This window comes from Undibacterium sp. GW821-FHT11B02 (assembly GCF_058808955.1).
The window spans coordinates 385,780-405,607 of record NZ_JBXASD010000002.1 but is presented as its reverse complement, the minus strand read 5'-3'; the positions used below and the strand labels follow the sequence as shown (position 1 = coordinate 405,607).

General features: G+C 50.8%; 18 protein-coding genes. 9 read left to right on the top strand and 9 right to left on the bottom strand.

Features of this window, described 5'->3' with window-relative positions:
* Positions 1–87 precede the first annotated feature (87 nt).
* The 4 genes from AC1RVX_RS05095 to AC1RVX_RS05080 form a co-directional block, all read right to left on the bottom strand.
* Entirely contained in the window at positions 88–1,413 is a 1,326-nt protein-coding gene (locus tag AC1RVX_RS05095; RefSeq protein WP_493215490.1) for an MFS transporter, read from the bottom strand.
* A 1-nt stretch (position 1,414) separates the two neighbouring features.
* Complete coding sequence (locus AC1RVX_RS05090) at positions 1,415–2,473, bottom strand: MerR family transcriptional regulator (protein ID WP_493215489.1); 1,059 nt, start codon at positions 2,471–2,473, stop codon at positions 1,415–1,417.
* Positions 2,474–2,612: 139 nt separating this feature from the next.
* On the bottom strand, positions 2,613–3,539 hold the full coding sequence (gene hslO, locus AC1RVX_RS05085) for an Hsp33 family molecular chaperone HslO (protein ID WP_493215488.1): 927 nt from the start codon (positions 3,537–3,539) through the stop codon (positions 2,613–2,615).
* 29 nt (positions 3,540–3,568) lie between these two features.
* Entirely contained in the window at positions 3,569–4,093 is a 525-nt protein-coding gene (locus AC1RVX_RS05080; RefSeq protein ID WP_493215487.1) for a gamma carbonic anhydrase family protein, read from the bottom strand.
* Between the two features lie 79 nt (positions 4,094–4,172).
* Here AC1RVX_RS05080 and AC1RVX_RS05075 point away from each other — a divergent pair, with 79 nt between their 5' ends.
* Positions 4,173–4,982, top strand: coding sequence for a ferritin-like domain-containing protein (locus AC1RVX_RS05075; protein WP_493215486.1), 810 nt, complete (start codon positions 4,173–4,175; stop codon positions 4,980–4,982).
* 6 nt (positions 4,983–4,988) lie between these two features.
* On the opposite strand, the gene AC1RVX_RS05070 is transcribed toward AC1RVX_RS05075, so the two are convergent.
* Positions 4,989–5,621: a GIN domain-containing protein gene (locus AC1RVX_RS05070; protein WP_493215485.1), complete on the bottom strand. Its 633-nt coding sequence runs from the start codon at positions 5,619–5,621 to the stop codon at positions 4,989–4,991.
* 152 nt (positions 5,622–5,773) lie between these two features.
* Complete coding sequence (locus AC1RVX_RS05065; RefSeq protein ID WP_493215484.1) at positions 5,774–6,307, bottom strand: GNAT family N-acetyltransferase; 534 nt, start codon at positions 6,305–6,307, stop codon at positions 5,774–5,776.
* 118 nt (positions 6,308–6,425) lie between these two features.
* On the opposite strand from AC1RVX_RS05065, the gene AC1RVX_RS05060 reads away from it, so the two are divergent.
* Positions 6,426–7,031: a flagella assembly protein FlgT middle domain-containing protein gene (locus AC1RVX_RS05060; RefSeq protein ID WP_493215483.1), complete on the top strand. Its 606-nt coding sequence runs from the start codon at positions 6,426–6,428 to the stop codon at positions 7,029–7,031.
* Positions 7,032–7,052: 21 nt separating this feature from the next.
* Here AC1RVX_RS05060 and AC1RVX_RS05055 read toward each other — a convergent pair whose 3' ends face one another.
* Positions 7,053–8,750: an acetate--CoA ligase gene (locus AC1RVX_RS05055; protein WP_493215482.1), complete on the bottom strand. Its 1,698-nt coding sequence runs from the start codon at positions 8,748–8,750 to the stop codon at positions 7,053–7,055.
* Between the two features lie 144 nt (positions 8,751–8,894).
* Here AC1RVX_RS05055 and AC1RVX_RS05050 point away from each other — a divergent pair, with 144 nt between their 5' ends.
* The 6 genes from AC1RVX_RS05050 to AC1RVX_RS05025 all read left to right on the top strand — a co-directional run bounded on the left by AC1RVX_RS05050 (position 8,895) and on the right by AC1RVX_RS05025 (position 16,580).
* Positions 8,895–9,782 carry an alpha/beta fold hydrolase gene (locus AC1RVX_RS05050; RefSeq protein WP_493215481.1) on the top strand — a complete coding sequence of 296 codons (888 nt, stop codon included), beginning with the start codon at positions 8,895–8,897 and terminating at the stop codon, positions 9,780–9,782.
* A 104-nt stretch (positions 9,783–9,886) separates the two neighbouring features.
* Positions 9,887–11,128 (top strand): cystathionine gamma-synthase family protein, encoded by a 1,242-nt coding sequence (locus AC1RVX_RS05045; RefSeq protein ID WP_493215480.1) that lies wholly within the window; start codon positions 9,887–9,889, stop codon positions 11,126–11,128.
* Between the two features lie 190 nt (positions 11,129–11,318).
* Positions 11,319–13,826 carry an ABC transporter permease gene (locus tag AC1RVX_RS05040; protein ID WP_493215479.1) on the top strand — a complete coding sequence of 836 codons (2,508 nt, stop codon included), beginning with the start codon at positions 11,319–11,321 and terminating at the stop codon, positions 13,824–13,826.
* Between the two features lie 170 nt (positions 13,827–13,996).
* Complete coding sequence (yfcF, locus tag AC1RVX_RS05035) at positions 13,997–14,635, top strand: glutathione transferase (RefSeq protein WP_493215478.1); 639 nt, start codon at positions 13,997–13,999, stop codon at positions 14,633–14,635.
* A 16-nt stretch (positions 14,636–14,651) separates the two neighbouring features.
* Positions 14,652–15,065, top strand: a complete 414-nt coding sequence (locus tag AC1RVX_RS05030) for a group II truncated hemoglobin (protein ID WP_493215477.1) — start codon at positions 14,652–14,654, stop codon at positions 15,063–15,065.
* Positions 15,066–15,107: 42 nt separating this feature from the next.
* Positions 15,108–16,580, top strand: coding sequence for a DNA recombination protein RmuC (locus tag AC1RVX_RS05025; protein ID WP_493215476.1), 1,473 nt, complete (start codon positions 15,108–15,110; stop codon positions 16,578–16,580).
* Between the two features lie 10 nt (positions 16,581–16,590).
* Here the strand turns inward: AC1RVX_RS05025 and soxR are convergent, their stop codons facing one another.
* Complete coding sequence (soxR, locus tag AC1RVX_RS05020) at positions 16,591–17,070, bottom strand: redox-sensitive transcriptional activator SoxR (protein ID WP_493215475.1); 480 nt, start codon at positions 17,068–17,070, stop codon at positions 16,591–16,593.
* An 87-nt stretch (positions 17,071–17,157) separates the two neighbouring features.
* Between soxR and AC1RVX_RS05015 the strand changes: the two genes are divergently transcribed.
* Positions 17,158–18,189 carry a questin oxidase family protein gene (locus AC1RVX_RS05015; RefSeq protein ID WP_493215474.1) on the top strand — a complete coding sequence of 344 codons (1,032 nt, stop codon included), beginning with the start codon at positions 17,158–17,160 and terminating at the stop codon, positions 18,187–18,189.
* Here AC1RVX_RS05015 and AC1RVX_RS05010 read toward each other — a convergent pair.
* Positions 18,182–19,828, bottom strand: coding sequence for a GGDEF domain-containing protein (locus AC1RVX_RS05010; protein ID WP_493215473.1), 1,647 nt, complete (start codon positions 19,826–19,828; stop codon positions 18,182–18,184). The two genes, AC1RVX_RS05015 and AC1RVX_RS05010, sit on opposite strands and share 8 nt — an antisense overlap.

Sequence of the window (19,828 nt, the reverse complement as noted above, 5' to 3'; positions counted from 1 at the left end):
TTTGTATCAATAATGAAAAAGCCATTTTGCTTGTAGCAAAATGGCTTTTTTTCTCACTTGGCCTGACTTCGCCCAGCTTGGCCTGTCTTAAGTGGATGAGGCAGATGTCGGGCGGTCACTGACTTCACGCATGGGGCTGATCAATATCGCCAGCAAGACGATCACCACCAGTAAGATGCCACTGCTCATGAACAACTGAGAGATGGTGATGCTACGCATCAGCCAGCCGGTGAAGGCTGCAGATACCGGACCTATACCCATGAAGATAAACATGAACATGCTCATGGCGCGGCCTATCATTTGTGGCGGAACCTGTTTTTGTATCCAGGTGAACACTGCCACGTGCAGGAAACCACCCAGCGTCCCTACAGCCAATAATATGCATGCACCTTGCCAGCTGGCATTGATGAAACCCATGGGGATAAACAGCAAGCCGACAATGAAATCTATCAGCAAGATGGTGCGCCCCAGGTTGCCAAAGCGCAGCCCTGGCCTGATGCCTGAAAGAGCCATGCCCAGCAGGGTGCCAGCACCATGCGCGCCCGCCAGCAAGCCCAGTGCACTGGCGCTATTGCTGAGCTGATTTGCCATGACGGGCAAGGCAATCTGTATTGGCCCCATGATGAAGAAGGCAATCGCAGCCCAGTAAATGAAGCAACTGCGCAACTGCTTTTCATTCCAGCAATAACGCAAACCAGTCACGACGGATTGCAACAACTGCATGGTTCCCGTACTTGCCTGTTGTGGATGCTGGCTGGCAAAGGGCGAGGCATTCATTGTGACCTTGTTCAAGGTCCAGGCAGAAAATGCATAGGTAAAACAATCAAACAGGAAAGCCGCAGCCAATCCATGCGCATCGCTGACCATGCTTTGATTACTTGTGCCAAACACGGCAATCAGTAAACCTGCCAATACCGGGCCTATGAACATGGTGAATTGCCGTATCCCCAGCATGACGCCATTCGCAGATTGCAATTGTGCTGCTGGCACCACTCTGGGTAACATGGATGTGCCAGACGGAATGCTGAAAGCGGTGGAAATGCCCAAACCTAGCGCAAGTACATACACCATCCATAGTTCCAATCGCCCGATAAACAATAGCAGGCTCAACATGCCCAGTAGCGCAGTGTTGATGTATTTGGTCTGCATCATGACGGTCTTGGGGGAGTAACGGTCCACCAGTGCGCCACCTATCAGGATAAAGAGTGCGCGCGGGACGCTGATCAGTGCCAGTACGATACCCAGTATCAGGGTGTCGTTACTCATCTTCAACACCAGCCAGGGCAGGGCGATGAGGGTGAATTGATCACCGAGCATGGAAGTTGCTCCGCCGCCCATCAGCCAGCGAAAATTACTGTCCTTGAAAAAGGCTGGCCGCGCATTTTTTTGGGTAGTAGCCTGGATAGTATCCATGTTATTTCTTCCTCGTATTTTTTGACTTGTTATCATTCTGGTCAAGAATGATCAAACCTTCGCGGGCATAACGCAGCAGAGAACTGGTCAGTCCGCCTCCGGTACTTAGGTCCGCTTCTTTCTCATGGATGGCTCTGGCTTTAATCGCGGTTGGTAAATGATTACCCCAGGCTTCCATAAAAAGGGCACGCCATCGGACCAGTATGGCCTGGCTTTCAGGATGTTCTGGCGGCAGGCCTGATGCCATTTTTTGCCTTAATTCCGAAAACACCGCTGTCCAGGCATCTGCATTCTTGAAGAATGAAGCGCGGTAATACTGCAACTCTTCATCGCTCAGGTATTTGCGGTAGATTTCATAGCGCATTTCGATAGATGACAGAGTGATGTAATCCATCATTTCACCATCCACGCCACTTAGTGATTGCAAGGACGGTTCGTTCCTGTGCATGAGTGAAAATTTATTCAACAAACGCGCATCAGGTATCAGTCTGCTCATGGTCGCTATCCACTGCCTGGTCGTTGCTATAGCTCGTGCGTCTGACGGCGGGACTTTGTTGTCCAGCAATTCCCTGGTGGTTTCTATCAAGGGGCGCATGGCATCGTCGAATTTGCTTTGCTGATCTTGTTCGTGTTCCCGCATGCGATTGATCTCATCCTTACTGAAATATTTACCTAGCAGGCTCATCATTTCCAGTGTTGATAGCCAATATTCGAGGCTAGGTTCCCGATTGGATTCCAGCTGTGTAGCCAGTTCCTGTAGTCGGTCGCGCAATTCTATGCTTTGGGTGATTTGCTGTTGCAGACTGGATACCTGCTGTTCAATCACGCTTTTCAGGTCAGCACTTTCACCGTTGATGACATTGGCAACTTCCGCCAGTGACAAATCAAGGCGACGCAGGGCCTGGATGCGGTGTAGTCTTTTGATGTCGGCGCGATCATACAAGCGATAACCAGCCTCGGACCTGGCAGAAGGCTTCAGCAATCCTATCTTGTCGTAATGATGCAGTGTGCGTATGGTCAGGCCGGTACGGCTGGCCAGTTCGCCGATTTTCAGTAACATGCTTGATCTCCTGTCTGATAAAGACTATAAAGCCTCACATAGCGTCAGGGTCAACACTTAATTGCAAAATAAAAAAGCCTGACGACCAGGATAGGCGTCAGGCTGGCGTGAAGCGCTTGATTTCAGCGCTTCATTGCTGTCAGTGCTTGATTTCGGCAGGGGCTTGGGTACCTTCGGCGACGGTGGTGGCGATAAATAACTGGGCGCAATCGACCGGGTCGAAGCCATAGTGTTTGCCACAAAAATCGCAATTGATATCCAGCTTACCGAGTTCCGTGATCGCGGTGCGGACTTCTTCTTCGCCCAGCATTTTCAGCATATTGCCAACTTTTTCGCGGGTACAATTGCACTGAAACTGTGGATGTAAAGGATCGAAAACGCGCAGGGTTTCTTCCCAGAACAGGCGGTGCATAAGTGTGGCGATATCGGTGCTGACTAATTCTTCCTGCTTCAGGGTGTCGCCCAACATGACAGCATGGTTCCATGCTTCTACATCATCTTCAACCTGGGCTTCGGCGCCGCCGGTTTTGGGGAGTTTTTGCAACAGCATGCCGCGCGACACGTGCGAGTCCGCTGCCAGCCATAATTTGGTATCGAGCTGTTCTGAACGTTGCATGTAATTTTCGATGACGGTGGCAATGCTGTCGCCATCAAGTGGCACGATGCCCTGATAGGCTTGCTGGCCCGGCACTTTGTCATTCGGATCCAGGGTGATGACAAAACGGCCCTGGCCATGCGCGTGGATCAAGTCACTCAGCGTGGCGTTTTCGGCGATGTCCGCATGTTCACTGAGTTTGGCGGTAGCACGCATTTTTAATTCTGCATCACATTCAACGACCAGCAATTTGACCGGGCCATCACCGTGAATCTGCATGATCATGGTGCCATTAAATTTCAGATTGGCGGTCAGCAGAGCAGATGCAGCCATCAGCTCACCCAGTATGGTTTGTACGGCCTGCGGATAAGTATGGCGTGCCAGTGTCTGTTGCCAGGTGTCGTTCAGTTCCACCATTTCGCCACGTACGCCAGCGTGTTCGAACATAAATTTTTGTAAAGTATCAGTCATTGCTTCAGTGTTTTATTGTAGTAATCAGGTCAGGCGATGCGTTTCAATTGGGTTTTAAAAGCTTGCCCACGTTGGACATAGGTGTCGGCATTGCGGCGCAGACCAGCAATGTCTGCTTCCGTCAGCGTTCTGACGGCCTTGGCGGGTGAGCCGATGATCAGCGAGTTGTCCGGAAATTCCTTGCCTTCGGTGACCAGGGCACCGGCACCCACCAGGCTGTTTTTGCCAATTTTGGCACCATTCAGGATAACGGCCTGTATGCCCACCAATGAGCCTTCGCCAATGGTGCAGCCGTGCAGCATGGCTTGGTGACCGACAGTGACATAGTTGCCTATCGTCAGTGGATAGCCGGGGTCAGTATGCAAAATGCTGGATTCCTGGATATTGCTGTTTTCACCAACGGTAATCAATTCATTGTCACCCCGTATGGTGACGTCAAACCAGACACTGGCGTTGGTTTTGATTTTTACTTTGCCTATAATATTGGCGCTGTCGGCAATATAGGCGGAGGCATCGATCTCAGGGGCAATTTCGCCAAGTTGGTAAATAGGCATGGTTATTCCGTAAAATAGCGCATTGATGAATCCCGTATTGTAAACTGCCCGGCACCTGCTTGCCTGACTTCGGCTTTATATGACAGATAAACTTGCTAATGAACTAAGAACTGCTGCGCTCGCCGCATTGCTGGAGCCAGACCCCATACAAAAATGTGTGCTCATTCATGCCATAGAGACTGAGCCCGTTATAGCAATTGATGCAATGCTGGCTGAGCCGCCGGGCATACCCGGGCGATTGAGCAAGCCAGAACTGGTGCCCCCTGGTAAAGTGGGACGCAGAGCAATGCATACGGTAGAAGGCCGGGCCATACTGATTCATGCTTTGGCACACATAGAATTGAATGCCGTCAATCTGGCTGCTGATATCATCTGGCGCTTCCCGTCTATGCCAAGGCAGTTCTATCTGGATTGGCTGAAAGTTGTCAAGGAAGAGGCATACCATTTCCAGTCGCTGGAAGCGCATTTGCGTGTACTTGGTTACTGTTACGGCGACTTTCTGGCACATAACAGCCTGTGGGAGATGGCAAAAAAAACCAGCGGTGATTTATTGGCGCGACTGGCGTTGGTGCCGCGCACGCTCGAAGCCCGTGGCCTGGACGCGACTCCTGCTGTCATGGCAAAGCTGGCACAGGCAGGGGATCAGGCTGCAGCAGACATTCTGGCTATTATCTTGCGTGATGAAATCGGCCATGTCGCCATCGGTAATTATTGGTACAAAACATTGTGCACGCAGCAGGGCCTGGATGTTATTGCAACCTATGCAGAAATGGCCACTCGCTACAAGGCGCCCGCCCTGCGGGGGCCATTCAACCTGGATGCCAGAAAAGCTGCTGGCTTTGATGAGGATGAATTACGTGCTCTGCAGGATATGGTACCCCGATCATGATTTACGTTAATCTGCGGCACGGACGCTGCCTATCCCCTCGACCGATTTGCTGACGTTGCGTGGATGGCCGTAATAAGTCAGGGTACCTATGCCCTGTACCGAAGCATTCAGGTTGTCGCGTGCGTTGACGGATACGGCGCCCACACCTTCCACGCTGGCGTCAACCAGCTCTGCGACCAGGTCCTTGGCCTCTACCAGGCCCACACCCTGGGCTTTGAGGGTAAATGATTTCACCTTGCCCGTGGCGGTCAGCATGCCTGCACCTTCATACAGCAGGGTGAAGTGGGAGCCGGAAATATTGTTTAACGTGGTTTTACCCGCACCTTCCATCTTGAAACGGACCAGTTCAGGTACACAAATGATGACCTGGGCATTATCCGACACCTTGACGGAATTTTTCTCCTTGTAAGAAATCACCAGTTCATCACCAAAGACTTCGGTGACAACGTTGGCGAGAAATCTCTCGTTGCCCTTGATTTGTATCGACTGTGTTTTGCCCACTTCTACCAACAGATTGAAGGCGCTGCGGCTCTTGATGGATTTAAAGGCTGGAAGCGTGCGGTTTTGTTCGTCGGCGAAAGCTGATACGCTGAACAGGAAGACAAGCAGTAAGAGTGATTGCAAAAAAATACGGCGCATGGTTGCTCTCCAAAACAAGGATAATCGGATAAGTGGCTGTCGTCATCTTGACGTTGCGGCAGTTGATGGCGAAGTATTACCCGAATCATCCCGGCTGACAGTTGCTTTGCGATGAATTGCATAAACAGGCTACTGGGCCGTAAAAATTGGGCTTATGCCGGATTCAGGCATTCATAGTGCAGCATGTCCATCCATTTGCCATTGCGTAAAACCGAAGAATGTGAATGACCATATTCGCGAAAGCCACATTTGCGCATGATGGCCTGCGACGGCTGATTGTCTTGTATGACCACGGCTTCAATGCGTTTGAGTTTTAAATCGTTGAAGGCAGTATTGACGACTGCCAGTACGGCTTCGGTGGCAAAACCCTTACCACCGTGACGCTGGCTGAAACGATAGCCCAATATGGCTTTGTGGTAATGCTCTGTCTCTATACCGCGCAAGGTGATACGCCCCACAATTTCATTGTCCAGCCAGGCCAGGAAATGAAATTCCCGCTTGGTGCTGGCGGCATACAATGCTTGTTGCAGACTGGAGCGTACTTCATCCAGATTATAGAAAGCGTCACCGCGACCAGCTATCCATTGTTCAAAGTGGGGACGATTTTCCTGCTCAAAGGCCAATACTGCTTCAGCATCGTCGGATTTGACCAGACTGATTCTCAGGGTTGAACTCATAGACGTCATTTGTCATTCTTGGTTGATAAGTTGCTGATTGTAATGGATGCTTAAAGTTGTTGCTAATCCTGTCGTAACCAAGATTAATATTCCTATACTAAGTGCGCAAATGGCAATCTCCTTCCCAATGGCAAATCGTATCGTGCTTGCTTTAAGTGGCGTGTTCATTGCCGCATATTCCCATGCACAAATGACCGATCCCGGTTTGTCGTCCGTCAAAGCAGTTGTGCTGACGGGTTTTGTTGTCAATAAACCTGCCCAGGCACAAGATTTGGATGATATCGCCCAGGGGTTTCCCAGGGAAGTAGCACGCCGGCTGGCGCAGAGTACGTCATGGCAAATACGCACTGCGCCACATCTTTTATCTTTTGACTGGCAGCAGGATGTACCAAGCGGCAAACTTTTAAATCAAATGGGTGCTACCTATGCCAGCCGCTATGTGGTGGCTGGTGAAATCCGCAATGCTGGTACGAAGATCGACACCAATTTGTTTGGATTGACACAGAAAAAGACGCGAGCAATTGAGGTTGATATCCGTATTTACGATACCCAGTCAGGCAACTTGTTGGCACGGCAGGAGTTTTCAAAGAGTGTGGTGGGTGACGTGGCGATAGGTCGCGAGCATGTGTTTGGTGGCGCGGCCTTTAATTCAACGCTGTATGGCAAACTGATAGGTGAAGTGGCTGATCAGGTGGCCAGCCTGGTCAGTACCACGATTGAAGCGCAGCACTGACCAAAGAATTTATTTCTGAATTCATTTGGTCTGAATGACCTTGGCCCTTTCTTCTTCACGCAAACGTAGTATGCGACGCTGAACTTTGCCTGTGGTGGTCATGGGCAGGGCATCGATGAATTCAATTTCTTTCGGATATTCATAGGGTGCCAGTTTGCCACGCACGTGGTTTTGCAATTCTGAAATCAATGTATCGTTGCCAGTGTAGCCCGTACTTAATACGACGTAGGCTTTGACGATATTGCCCCTTTCCTTGTCGGGTTTGGGAACGACGGCAACATTGGCGACGGCGGCATGCTTGACCAGGCAGTTCTCTATTTCAGACGGGCCTATGCGGTAACCGGCAGCTTTGAACATATCGTCGGCGCGCCCCTGATACCACAAGTAACCATCTGCATCCCGCAGGGCGAGGTCGCCAGTGCGGCACCAGTCGCCGGTAAATTTATTCCTCGTGGCTTCATCATTTTTCCAATAACCCAGGAAAAATACCGGGTCAGGATGACCATATAAATCATAACGATGCATGGCCACTTCACCGGCTACGCCGGTGGCGGTTTCTTCGCCATCATCGTCAATCACGGCGACCCGGTGACCGGGGTAGGGGCGCCCCATGCTGCCAGGGCGCGCTGGCCATAATTGATGACTATTGCCAACGATGTAGTTCATCTCGGTTTGGCCAAACATTTCATTGGGCGTCACTTCCAATGCCTGCTCACACCAGTTGAATACGGCATCGCCGACAGCTTCACCAGCGCTCATGATGGCACGCAGTGCCAGCTTGTATTTTTTTCTGGGGGCCGGATCTGCCTTCATCATCATTTTCAGGGCAGTAGGAAACAGGAAGGTATTGGTGACCTGGTATTTTTCCAGCAGATAGTAGGCGGTGTCGGCAGAAAAACGTCCCTGGTAGCCAACGATGGGTTTGCCAAAATACAGGGTGGGCAACAGGGCATCCATGAGTCCGCCTGTCCAGGCCCAGTCGGCTGGTGACCAGAATACATCATTCTTTTGTGGAAACCAGTTTTGTGAAGAGACAAAGCCAGTGAGATTGCCAATGATGGCGGAATGTGGGATCAACGCGCCTTTGGGGTCACCAGTCGTACCACTGGTATAAATCAAAATGGCCGGATCGCTGGCGCGGGTCTGCACGACATCGCATCGTTTGGGCATGGCTGGCAAGTGAGTGTGCCAGTCTATGCAGGGAGGCAGATCCTGGTTGCCAGGGCATCCTATGCTGATAACAGTTTTCAGGTCGGGGCATTGACCACGTATTTCTTCAAACGCCTTGATGCCGCTGCTATCCAGAATGATGCCTATGGCCTGGCTGTGCTTGAGGCGAAATTCCAGTGCTTCCGGTCCGAACAAGAAGGACAGCGGCATGACGATGGCACCAATCTGCAGGCAGGCCATGATGGTGACCGCGGTTTCTGGTCTTTGCGGCAAGATGCAGGCAACCACGTCACCGCGCTGTACACCTTCCTGACGTAGCAGATTGGAAAGCTGGCTGGCCTGTTGATACAGTTCGGTATAGCTGAGGCTGCGTTGGTTTCCCTCACTGTCTTCCGACAGAATGGCAATCAGACCTTCCTGTCCGGCCCAGCGGTGACAACAAACCTCGGCAATATTGAAATGGTCGGGAACCTGCCACCTGAAATCATGATAAAGCTGTGCATATTGATCAGTTTCGCTACTGTTTTTGCGGTTGTCCAACTGCTTCATTCTGTCTCCGTTATAATAATCGAACGGTCGTTCTATTGTTGCTATGTTCGTATGCTCATGCATGGTATGAATACAATGCTACTTGATATTGCAGCTTGTCGGCTGTCCTTTGTCCGTCTTTCTTGATGAAAAATTTAAATTCCTATGAAGCCTTTCACTTCCCAGTCACGTTCCTCCTACGTTGAAATTCGTGGTTTGCAATACCATGTACGCCATTGGGGGCCGGACACAGCACCCAAAATAGTGATGTTGCATGGCTGGATGGATGTGTCCGCATCTTTCCAGTTTGTAGTTGAGTGTCTGAAGCGCGAATGGCACGTGATTGCTCCTGACTGGCGTGGCTTCGGGCTGACCGAGTCGCCAAAGGCTGATACCTACTGGTTTCCTGATTATCTGGGTGATCTGGATGCCTTGTTGCGGCATTTCTCACAGGAAGAACCGGTCAATTTGCTGGGGCATAGCATGGGCGGCAATGTGGCCGGCTTGTATGCAGGCGTCAAGCCAGAAAGAGTCAGCAAACTGATCAATCTGGAAGGTTTTGGCATGCCGGTCACCCATCCCAAACAAGCACCAGGTCGCTACCGGAAATGGCTGGATGAGTTGCAGGATCAACCACAATTGCGCACCTATGCGTCCCAGGCGGAAGTGGCAGCCCGGTTGCAGAAAACCAATCCCCGTCTGTCGGATGAAAGGGCTGCTTTCCTGTCGGGTCACTGGGCAAAGGAAACCAGTGCAGGTTGCTGGGAAATACTGGGTGATCCGGCACACAAACAAACCAGCCCGCTGCTGTACCGGGTAGAAGAGGTGATGGCATGCTGGCAAAAAATTACTGCGCCAGTATTATGGATGGAGGCTGATGACACCAATGTCTGGCATTGGATGGGGCCGAAAGAAGAAGCACGCATAGAAATTGACCGCCGCCTTGCCCATATTCCACATTTACAAAAAGAAATGATCCTGGATGCCGGGCATATGCTGCATCATGATCAACCAGAAAAACTGGCAGAGCTGATAGAGGCGTTTTTGACGTGACAGTTTAAATTTGGATGAGGGATTGAAGGGCTGAGGAGTGAAAACCTGGCTTATGGGTTACACTCTGGGAACCCGATTTACTTTCCTACTTTCAGTCCAGCATCATGAGCGAATTACCAACCTACGGCTTTACCACTACCATCCTGCACAGCGATCGTCAAAAAGAAATAGAGCATGGCTCCGTCCATAAGCCCATCCATAGTTCCGTCATGTACGGTTATAAGGATGCACGTGACCTCGCTGCTGTATTCCAGAATAAGCAATCCGGCTATCGTTATGGTCGCCAGGGCAACCCCACGGTGTCTGCACTGGAAGAAAAAATAAGCAAGATGGAAGGTGGTCATGCCAGTATCGTGTTTGCCACCGGCATGGCGGCTATTGGTGCGGTGTTTCAGGCCTTATTACGTCAGGGTGATCACCTGGTTTCTTCTTCTTTTTTATTTGGCAACACCAATAGCCTGTGGCAAACCATAGACGCGCAAGGTGTCAATGTGGCCATGGTCGATGCCACCAGTGTGGATCACATTGCAGCCGCGCTGACACCTGCAACCCGCATGGTATTTGTCGAAACCATTGCCAATCCGCGTACCCAGATTGCTGATTTGAAGCGGATAGGTGATCTGTGTCGCGAAAAGGGCATCTTGTTTGTGGTTGATAACACCATGACTTCGCCGTACCTGTTCCAGCCTAAAGCTGTGGGGGCGGGCCTGGTCATCAATTCGCTGACAAAATTCATCGCTGGCCATGGCAATGTACTGGGTGGCGCGCTGACGGACACGGGTTTGTTTGACTGGTCTGCCTATCCGAATATTGCGGCGAATTTCCGCAAGCAGGCAGCGCAGATGCAGGGTATGTCACAGGTCAGGGCCAAGGCTTTGCGTGACTTTGGTGCTTCGCTGTCGCCAGATGCCGCACATCAGATTGCCGTGGGTGCAGAAACCATTGCTTTGCGCATGGAAAGAGAATGCGCGAACGCTATGGCCCTGGCTAGCATGCTGGAAGCTGATCCCCGGGTCGCTGCGGTACATTACCCTGGCTTACCTTCTCATCCCCAGCATCAGTTGGCAAAAGAATTATTTCGTGCCTACGGTGCCTTGTTCAGTTTTGAATTGAAGCCCGAGATTGACTGTTTTGATTATCTGAATCGCCTGAAGCTGGCCATCAATGCTACGCATCTGGGTGATACGCGTACTTTGGTCATCCCGGTCGCCCATACCATTTTCTTTGAGATGGGGGCGGAACGTCGTGCAGACATGGGAATCGCGGATTCGCTGATCCGGGTTTCTGTCGGTATCGAAGATACACAAGATCTGCTGACTGATTTTGCACGAGCGCTGACTGCTTGATCGTTAATATCATTGACAGGATCGTTGGCCAAGCCTTGTGTTTTGATGCACGCATCACCACTTTTGAACTTAAACCCTTGCCCATAGCTTGCTGATAAGGCTATCTTGAAACTAAATCAGCCTGTCGGTTTAAAAGACTGCGGTTTTGAGGGGGATGCAAGGCAATACAAGGTATTACTATAAGGTAAATATGTTCCGACTTTCTCTCAGTATGACGATGCGCGACTGGCGTGCCGGTGAATTGCGTTTTTTGTTGATAGCGCTGATGATTGCTGTTGGCTCACTGGCATCGGTCGGTTTTTTTACTGACCGCATGCGCAGCGGACTGAACCGTGATGCACATCAATTGCTGGGAGCGGATTTGCTGGTGGGAGCGGACCAGCCCATCAACCCCGAATGGCGCGTAGAGGCAGAAAAGCGCGGTTTCAAAATTGCAGAAACCCTGGCTTTTCCAAGCATGGCGCTGGCAGGTAAAGGCGATGATGCGATATCCAAACTGGTGTCACTGAAAGCTGTCAGCAACGATTATCCCTTGCGTGGCAATTTGAAACTGAATCAGGGTGAGGCAGAAGTGCCTACCAGCGATGTCCCGCAATCTGGGACGGTATGGGTGGATCCGGCGCTATTGTCGGCATTGAATCTCAAGCTGGGTGAAAAAATCAAACTGGGTGAGTTGCAGTTGACTGTTACTCAGACCATTGCATCGGAACCCGATCGCGGTGCCGGCTTCATGAATTTTGCACCACGTGCCATGATATCGCTGAAAGATATCCCGGCCAGCAATCTGATACAGAATGGTTCGCGCGTCACGTATCGCTTGCTGATCGCGGGTGAACCCAAAGCCATCGCCAGCTATCAGAAAGAATTGCAAAGCCGTATAGAAACAGAAAAGCTGAAAGGCGTACGCCTGGAGTCGCTGGAATCAGGGCGACCAGAAATGCGCGCCACGCTGGACCGGGCAGATCAGTTTCTGTCATTGGTGAGTCTGTTGTCAGCCATGCTGGCCGCGGTTGCCATTGCCATGGCTGCGCGGCGTTTCATGTTGCGGCATCTGGATGCCTGCGCCATGCTGCGTTGCCTGGGGCTGACGCAAAACCAGGTTACCAGCATGTACCTGATAGAATTTTTCATGCTGGGCTTGTTGGGTAGTGCTGCCGGTGTGGCGCTGGGCTTTGCGGGGCATTATGTGTTGCTTGAGTGGTTGGGGAAACTGGTCTCCAAGGATTTGCCACCGGCCAACTTCTTACCCGCTCTGCAAGGCATAGCCACTGGTTTGTTGTTGTTGATAGGCTTTGCCTTGCCACCCATATTGCAATTGCGTAATGTGCCGCATAACCGCGTCATACGGCGCGAGCAGGATGCGCCCAAGGCCATGACTCTGGTGAGCTACGTGCTGGGTTTAAGCATGTTCGTCGGCCTGTTGTTGTGGCAGACAGCAGATATCAAGCTGGGCTTGATGACCGCCGCCGGTTTCTTGATCGGCTTGCTGTTGTTTGCCCTGGTTGCCTGGCTGGGCATGTCTTCGTTGAAGCGCTTGCGCCCCGTATTCAATCATTCTGCCTGGCGTTTTGCCATTACGGCTCTGCAAAGACGACCTGGCGCCAGCATCATACAGGTGGTCTCGCTGGCACTGGGCTTGATGGCCCTGTTATTGCTGACGGTAGTGCGGGCTGATCTGATCACTGCATGGAAAAAAGCGACACCGGCGGATGCGCCCAACCAGTTTGTCATCAATATCCAGCCAGATCAGAGAGATGAGATCAACACCCGGTTGCAAAATTTTGGCAAGCCACTCATGTACCCCATGATACGTGGCCGCCTGATACAGGTGAACGATCGCGCCATAGATGGTAATAGTTATGTCGAAGATCAGGCCAAACGCATGGTGGAGCGTGAATTCAATCTCTCTACCATGAATGAATTACCCGCTTTGAACAAGATCACTGCCGGCGCCTGGTTTGATGATAGCAAGAGTGATGCTAATGCTCAGGCAGAAGCCTCGGTTGAAGAAGGTATCGCAAAAACTCTGAAGTTGAAATTGGGCGACAAGCTGGTGTTCGACGTTGCAGGACAAAAAGTCAGTGCTGCTGTTACCAGTCTGCGTAAGCTGGACTGGGGTTCCATGCGGGTGAATTTCTTCGTCATCATCAATCCCAAGGCCATGGCAGATATGCCGCAGACCTGGATCACGGCTTTCCGCCTGCCGGATTCCAACAAGACTTTTGTCAACCGCCTCATGCTGGATTTTCCCAATCTGACCGTGGTGGACGTAGGGGGCATGATCAAGCAATTGCAGGATGTGCTGGACCAGGTAATTACGGCGGTTGAATTTCTTTTCCTGTTCACGTTGGCCTCGGGTGTACTGGTCTTGTACGCAGCACTGGCTGGCTCACAGGATGTACGCATGCGTGAAGCAGCATTGCTGCGTGCGCTGGGTGCCACCCGCAAGCAGTTGTCGCAGGCACAGTGGATAGAATTCCTGTTGATAGGTGGTTTGTCCGGCGTACTTGCAGCTTCAGGCGCTTCTGCCATAGGATGGGCACTGGCGCGTTTCAGCTTCAATTTCGAATGGACTTTCTCGCCTGTTGTGTGGCTGGCAGGTTTGCTGATAGGCGCAACCTGTGCCACGATAGGCGGCTGGCTGGGTTTGCGTAATGTATTGAATCAACCCCCTTTGCTTAGCCTGCGCGAGGCCTGATTTATACCGGAGAATTCAATTAGCGCGTTGGGTGCACATTGCTTCCCAGATGGCGTTGACTAAAGAATCCTCCTGCTGAAAGTGGCGAAATCAAATAACTGGAAGCAGTTTCAAAGGGATGGCATGACATCCTCTGCTGCTTTGTCTCATTGAAATAGAAAGGAGTTGTCGTGGAAAAACACGCATTGCAACTATACGTAGATGCACAATTTACCAGTCCCTATGCCATGTCGGTTTTTGTTACCCTGCATGAAAAGGGACTGGAATTTGATATGCATACCGTAGACCTGGATACCAATGCACAGCATGCCAGTGACTATGCGGCCAAATCGTTGACGCAGCGTGTGCCTACCCTGGTGCATAATGGCTTTGCCTTGTCGGAATCATCTGCCATCACAGAATATCTGGATGAGGTTTTTCCCGGCATTTCGGTGTACCCCAAAGACATCAAGGACAGGGCCAGGGCAAGGCAGGTGCAAGCCTGGTTACGCAGTGCGCTGATGCCGATACGTGTTGAACGCAATACCCAGGTCATTTTTTATGGTCGTCGCTTGGCACCCTTGTCAGATGACGCCAAAGAGGCGGCTCAGCAATTATTCCTGGTTGGTGAATCGCTTTTGAAAGATGGCGCAGAAAATCTGTTTGGTACATGGTGCATTGCCGATCTTGACCTGGCATTGATGATCAACAGGCTGGCCATGCATGGTGATCAGGTGCCGGCAAAGCTGGCCAATTTTGCGCGTCAGCAATGGCAAAGGCCAGCCGTGCAATTGTGGATGCAGCAGCAAAGACCCGCCTTGCAGGCATGAACGGCAGGAATTGTTGATGAGTACTGATACTGAAAATAATGAAGAAGTGCAGGTCAATTTATATGAATTGATCGGTGGGGCAGATAAACTGCGGGCACTGGTTGACCGTTTTTATGACCTGATGGAACTGGAGCCTGAATTTGCAGGCATACGGGCTCTGCATCCGTCTTCCACGGATGGTTCGCGCGATAAGCTGTACTGGTTTTTGTCGGGATGGATGGGTGGTCCCAATCTGTATATCGAACAGTTTGGGCATCCACGCCTGCGCGCCCGTCATTTGCCATATGCAATTGCCAGCAGTGAGCGTGATCAATGGTTACGTTGCATGGCCTGGGCCATGGAAGATCAGGGTGTGGCCGAAGAGTTGAAACTGCATTTGATGCAGTCGTTTTACCAGACCGCCGACTGGATGCGAAATCATCCAGGCTAGCCACTTCATCTTTACTACATTTTCCCTTGCCGAAAAATTTTTATGAGCATGTTTGAAACAGTTATTCTCCTCGCACTGCTGGTGTTGATTGCGTTGGTTTTTCTGGTGTTGATGCGCAGCAAAGCTGGCAATGATGCCGCTGGCCTGAAAATTATTTTCGACCAGTTGCAGCAAACGCAGCAGCAGGCGCAATTGACACAAGAACGTAGTGAACGTTCTTTGCGCGAGCAGATGCAGTTAACTGCGCAGACCAGCCGTCAGGAGCTGGGTAGTAACTTCACTCAGTTACAGCAGAACCTGGCAGCACAGCTGACCAGTGTCGCTACCTTGCAGAACAACCAGATCGATGCTTTTTCTCAGCAACTGGTGAAGCTCAATGAAACCAATGCCCAACAACTGGAGCAGATACGGCATGCCTTTACCTTGCAGGGGCAGGCTGGTCGTGAAGAACAGGCGCAAAGCCTGAAGCGTTTTGGTGACAGCCTGAACCAGGCTTTGCTGAACCTGACTGAATCCAATGCGCAACGCCTGAACGAAATTCGTACCACGCTGGAACAAAAGATACAGCAACTGCAGGCAGACAATGCAGGCAAGCTGGAAGAGATGCGTAAAACTGTGGATGAAAAACTGCACGCAACACTGGAGCAACGTCTGGGCGAATCATTCAAACTGGTATCTGACCGCCTGGACAAGGTGCATCAGGGCCTGGGTGAAATGCAGCAACTGGCTATTGGTGTCGGTGACCTCAAGCGCGTACTGACAAATGTCAAAACCCGCGGTACCTGGGGGGAGGTGCAACTGGAAATGGTGTTGGAACAGATGCTGACACCGGACCAGTATGCAAAAAATGTGGAAACCGTGCCAGGGACAGGGGAGAGGGTGGAATTTGCCATCAAGCTACCCGGCAAGGAAGATAACAAGTCACCGGTATGGCTGCCGATTGATGCCAAGTTCCCCAAAGAACAGTATGAACGCTTGCTGGATGCAGCTGAACGGGCGGATGCGGAAGGTGTAGCCCAGTTTGGCAAGGAACTGGAACGTGCCATACGCAGCGAAGCCAAGACCATTGCAGAAAAATATCTGTCACCACCTTTGACGACAGATTTTGCCATCCTGTTTCTGCCTACCGAAGGTCTGTATGCGGAAGTCATGCGCCGTCCTGGGCTGGCAGATGATTTGCAACGTACCTTCCGGGTATCGATTTCCGGGCCGTCAACCTTGTCGGCATTGCTGAACAGCCTGCAAATGGGTTTCCGCAGTCTGGTGCTGGAACAGCGTTCATCCGAAGTCTGGCAAGTGCTGGGCGCTGTCAAGACAGAATTTGGCAAATTTGCCGATGTACTGACTGCGACCAAGATGGCATTGGAAAAAGCCGCCAAGAATATCGATCAGGCAGAAGTCAGAACTCGCCAGATGACACGCAAATTGAAAAGCGTGGAAGCCTTGCCATCCGATACTGCGCAAAGCCTGCTGGGTACCAGCATCGACGCGACAGACGCAGACACCGAGCTTTGAAGGCTGTCGTTTAATCCTGTTGAGGTAATTTGCCCGGCCTGTCGCCCAACAGGTAGCGGGCTCCATTGCCTTTTGTTTTGGCGATGTCTTCAGGGTTGTACAGCGCGCAGGATTTCAGTGACAGGCAGCCACAGCCTATGCAGGACGTCAATTGATCGCGTAAGGCGGTCAAGGCATCTATGCGCTTCTGTATCAAACCCTGCCATGAACGTGACAGCTTTTCCCAATCCTGTTTGGTCGGCGTCCTTTGGTCCGGCAGGCTGGCGAGCGTGTTTTCTATTTCTTCCAGTGTCAGTCCGGCTGTTTGTGCTGCCTTGATAAAGGCAACGCGGCGCAATACTTCCCTGGTGAAATGACGGCGCTGGCTGCCGCTGCGCACACTGCGGATCAATCCCCGTGATTCGTAAAAGCGCAAGGCACTGGCGGTCATGCCGGAGCGTACCGCCAATTCACCTATGCTGATCAGATTGCTATTTGTCTTTTCAGTCATTTCCCCCCCCCTCTGAAAAAACGCTTGACTTAAAGTTCACTTTAACTTGCATACTGTTTTTACACAATCATTTCATGGTGACTCTGTATGAAAACTTTAGCGACTTATCCTGTGCTGCGCCATCTTCTTGACGAAAACAGGCAGTTTGCCCTGGGCGGGCGGGGAACCACCAATCATTGCCCCATGGCTCTGACAGCATTGGCTGCCATGGGCGCCAGCGCGGAACGTCTGGAAGAATTTTTTGAATACTGGCGCGACCATTATTCGTTACCTGCAGAAACGACACGACATGAAATTGCCTATGCAGATTTTGTATCTTGTCTGGGTAAGCGACCTATGTTTGGCGACTTGCAAACCTGTTTCCTGCATCGCATTGCAGAACGAGGTAGTAGCGAGGTAGTGAGGGAAGTGCTCGCGGTCATTCCAGTTGCACCAGCAACCACTGCATTTCATGCACTGATACGTCTGTTGTATGGTTTGCAGTCCGGGCATGGTGCTGAAATTGCTGCAGGGCTGGCAGCACTGGTAGTCGCCAATTTTGCCATTGATGTACCCATGTCTGATCGCATGTCAGCGGCTACCGTCGCAGACGGTTTCAAACAGATTACCGATCATATGGGTGGAAAGAAATTTGAAGGACGTATGATTACCGAGAAGATGGCAGCCGTCATCAAGGACAACAATTTTGTTAAGATACTGCCTGCCATGCCTGCGACTGCGCAACTACTGGATGAATTGGCGCGCTGGGCAATCGCTGCTTACTGGCAAACCGGCGATTTTACGATTTTACATATGGTGACAGGTGTGCATGCGATCAGACAGTTGATTCCCTATCTGCATCCCTTGCGTCGGCAGGTTTTGTGTCGCGATGCATGGTTGGCTCTGTGCGTGGCCTATGCCTCAATTGGTGCCCCTGCGGTGCGTTCTGAGCAGGAGTGTTTGCAGAGTCTGAAGCAGGTCAATTTCCAGGCGCAGTCATGGAATAGTTTGTTCAGACAGGCGATTTTGAATAACAATGACCATGCCATCAAATTTACCTATACCTGTTCCCGTGAATATGGCTTGCATGCAAATCCTTTGTATCAGGCAGCTGCGATGCACATGCTGGACGTCAATTAATATGTTGAGTGGTGTCGATACCTTCGAGGTTCAACACACGATAGGCATTGCGACCACTGCGTTTGACGTCATACATGGCAGTATCTGCACGGCGCAGTAATTCATTGGGGTCAAATGCATGCGGGCCGGTATGGCTGATACCTATACTGGCACCTATCTGCACAGAAACGCCATCCGTAATCATGATGTCCTGACTGGCCTGGGTAATGATTTTTTGCGCGATTTCTTCCGCCTTGCTCTGTTGTGTCAAATTTTTGAGCATGATAATAAACTCATCCCCCCCAAGTCTGGCGACAAAATCTGATTTTCTGATAGTACCAGTGACGATGTGAGCGAAATGGCACAATACCTGATCACCGATGGTGTGGCCATGGGTGTCATTGACCTGCTTGAATTTATCCAGATCTATCATGAGCAGGAAAAATCCTTGTGCATGGCCGTTCGCATGTTCTGTGGATAAGCGGGAAATTTCTCTTTCAAATCCCAGTCGATTGTTAACGCCGGTCAGGTGATCGGTGACAGCGAGCTGGTTGGCATTTTCTTCCTTTAGCTTACGTTCAGTAATATCATTTGCCAGGCCTTGCAATATGCCATCTTCGGCGGGGCTGATGACAAGATTGATCCATTTCTTTTGTGAATTAGCACCAAGTTGCATATAGAAATCATCAGACATGACTTTGCCTTCATTGATGGCTGCATCTATCATCAGGTGCAGACGCAATTCCTGGCCTTCAAGAAGCACGGTCAGTACATTTGAAAAGTTACCGTCCTGATGCTCATCATTCAAGTTGAACATGCGCAGGAAAGCCGGATTGTATGACAATAATTCTGCAGAAAAATTGAGCTGGAAAATACCAGTTTCAGCATTTTCAAAGATGGTCTGAAATTTCTTTTCGCCAATGGCATGCTTTATTCTCAGCGATCTTTCTTCATTTAGCGTGGTAAGCAGGTTGGCCACCAATGTATTGACGTCACGGACCAGTTGGCCGATTTCGTCTTTTTCATTTCCACCCGGCAGGCCCAGTTTGTCACCGGATTCGGGTGACAGTGTGTGCAGCCTGTCGGATATATTTTTGATGGGACGGGTAATCATGGTCAGTACGACATAGACAACCGCAGATGCCATCACCAGGGCTTGCATCAACAACAAGTAGACGATGAAACGTGCCTTCGATGAACTTTGCTCAAGAATGAAATCCATATTTGGATCAAGGCGGATATTGCATACTTTTTCTTTGGCATTGAAGGGGGAAAATATTTCCTGCTCCAGTTGACCTGATGTCTTGATTTCCGGCAGTATCGTGGCAACAGGGTTGGTCTGATTCTGTGTCGGCTGTTTGGATGCTTCTGCCAGGACTTTGTCGCCGGAAAAAATCAATACGCGACTGATATCACCATTTTTAAGCAAACCACGAGCCAGTTCTGACGCCAGGTTTTGATCCAGTAAAAAACAGGCAATGCTGGCAGTGTTTTCTACAGTGCTCAGCGATGCCTGCATACGCTGATTGGCTTGCTCTTGTTCTGATTGTGCTGAAAACTGGTAGCTGAACAGGGCAAAGAAACTGCCTACCAGCAGAGCAATGCCAAGCACAATAAATGCGCTGCGATAGACGATACTGGTGCGTAGCAGTCTTAACAT

What these genes read in the sequence shown, in the direction of transcription:
- AC1RVX_RS05095 (WP_493215490.1), bottom strand. Translation starts at nt 1,413, where the DNA reads ATGGATACTATCCAGGCTACTACCCAAAAAAATGCGCGGCCAGCCTTT.
- AC1RVX_RS05090 (WP_493215489.1), bottom strand. Translation starts at nt 2,473, where the DNA reads ATGTTACTGAAAATCGGCGAACTGGCCAGCCGTACCGGCCTGACCATA.
- hslO (WP_493215488.1), bottom strand. Translation starts at nt 3,539, where the DNA reads ATGACTGATACTTTACAAAAATTTATGTTCGAACACGCTGGCGTACGT.
- AC1RVX_RS05080 (WP_493215487.1), bottom strand. Translation starts at nt 4,093, where the DNA reads ATGCCTATTTACCAACTTGGCGAAATTGCCCCTGAGATCGATGCCTCC.
- AC1RVX_RS05075 (WP_493215486.1), top strand. Translation starts at nt 4,173, where the DNA reads ATGACAGATAAACTTGCTAATGAACTAAGAACTGCTGCGCTCGCCGCA.
- AC1RVX_RS05070 (WP_493215485.1), bottom strand. Translation starts at nt 5,621, where the DNA reads ATGCGCCGTATTTTTTTGCAATCACTCTTACTGCTTGTCTTCCTGTTC.
- AC1RVX_RS05065 (WP_493215484.1), bottom strand. Translation starts at nt 6,307, where the DNA reads ATGACGTCTATGAGTTCAACCCTGAGAATCAGTCTGGTCAAATCCGAC.
- AC1RVX_RS05060 (WP_493215483.1), top strand. Translation starts at nt 6,426, where the DNA reads ATGGCAAATCGTATCGTGCTTGCTTTAAGTGGCGTGTTCATTGCCGCA.
- AC1RVX_RS05055 (WP_493215482.1), bottom strand. Translation starts at nt 8,750, where the DNA reads ATGAAGCAGTTGGACAACCGCAAAAACAGTAGCGAAACTGATCAATAT.
- AC1RVX_RS05050 (WP_493215481.1), top strand. Translation starts at nt 8,895, where the DNA reads ATGAAGCCTTTCACTTCCCAGTCACGTTCCTCCTACGTTGAAATTCGT.
- AC1RVX_RS05045 (WP_493215480.1), top strand. Translation starts at nt 9,887, where the DNA reads ATGAGCGAATTACCAACCTACGGCTTTACCACTACCATCCTGCACAGC.
- AC1RVX_RS05040 (WP_493215479.1), top strand. Translation starts at nt 11,319, where the DNA reads ATGTTCCGACTTTCTCTCAGTATGACGATGCGCGACTGGCGTGCCGGT.
- AC1RVX_RS05030 (WP_493215477.1), top strand. Translation starts at nt 14,652, where the DNA reads ATGAGTACTGATACTGAAAATAATGAAGAAGTGCAGGTCAATTTATAT.
- AC1RVX_RS05025 (WP_493215476.1), top strand. Translation starts at nt 15,108, where the DNA reads ATGAGCATGTTTGAAACAGTTATTCTCCTCGCACTGCTGGTGTTGATT.
- soxR (WP_493215475.1), bottom strand. Translation starts at nt 17,070, where the DNA reads ATGACTGAAAAGACAAATAGCAATCTGATCAGCATAGGTGAATTGGCG.
- AC1RVX_RS05015 (WP_493215474.1), top strand. Translation starts at nt 17,158, where the DNA reads ATGAAAACTTTAGCGACTTATCCTGTGCTGCGCCATCTTCTTGACGAA.
- AC1RVX_RS05010 (WP_493215473.1), bottom strand. Translation starts at nt 19,828, where the DNA reads ATGTTAAGACTGCTACGCACCAGTATCGTCTATCGCAGCGCATTTATT.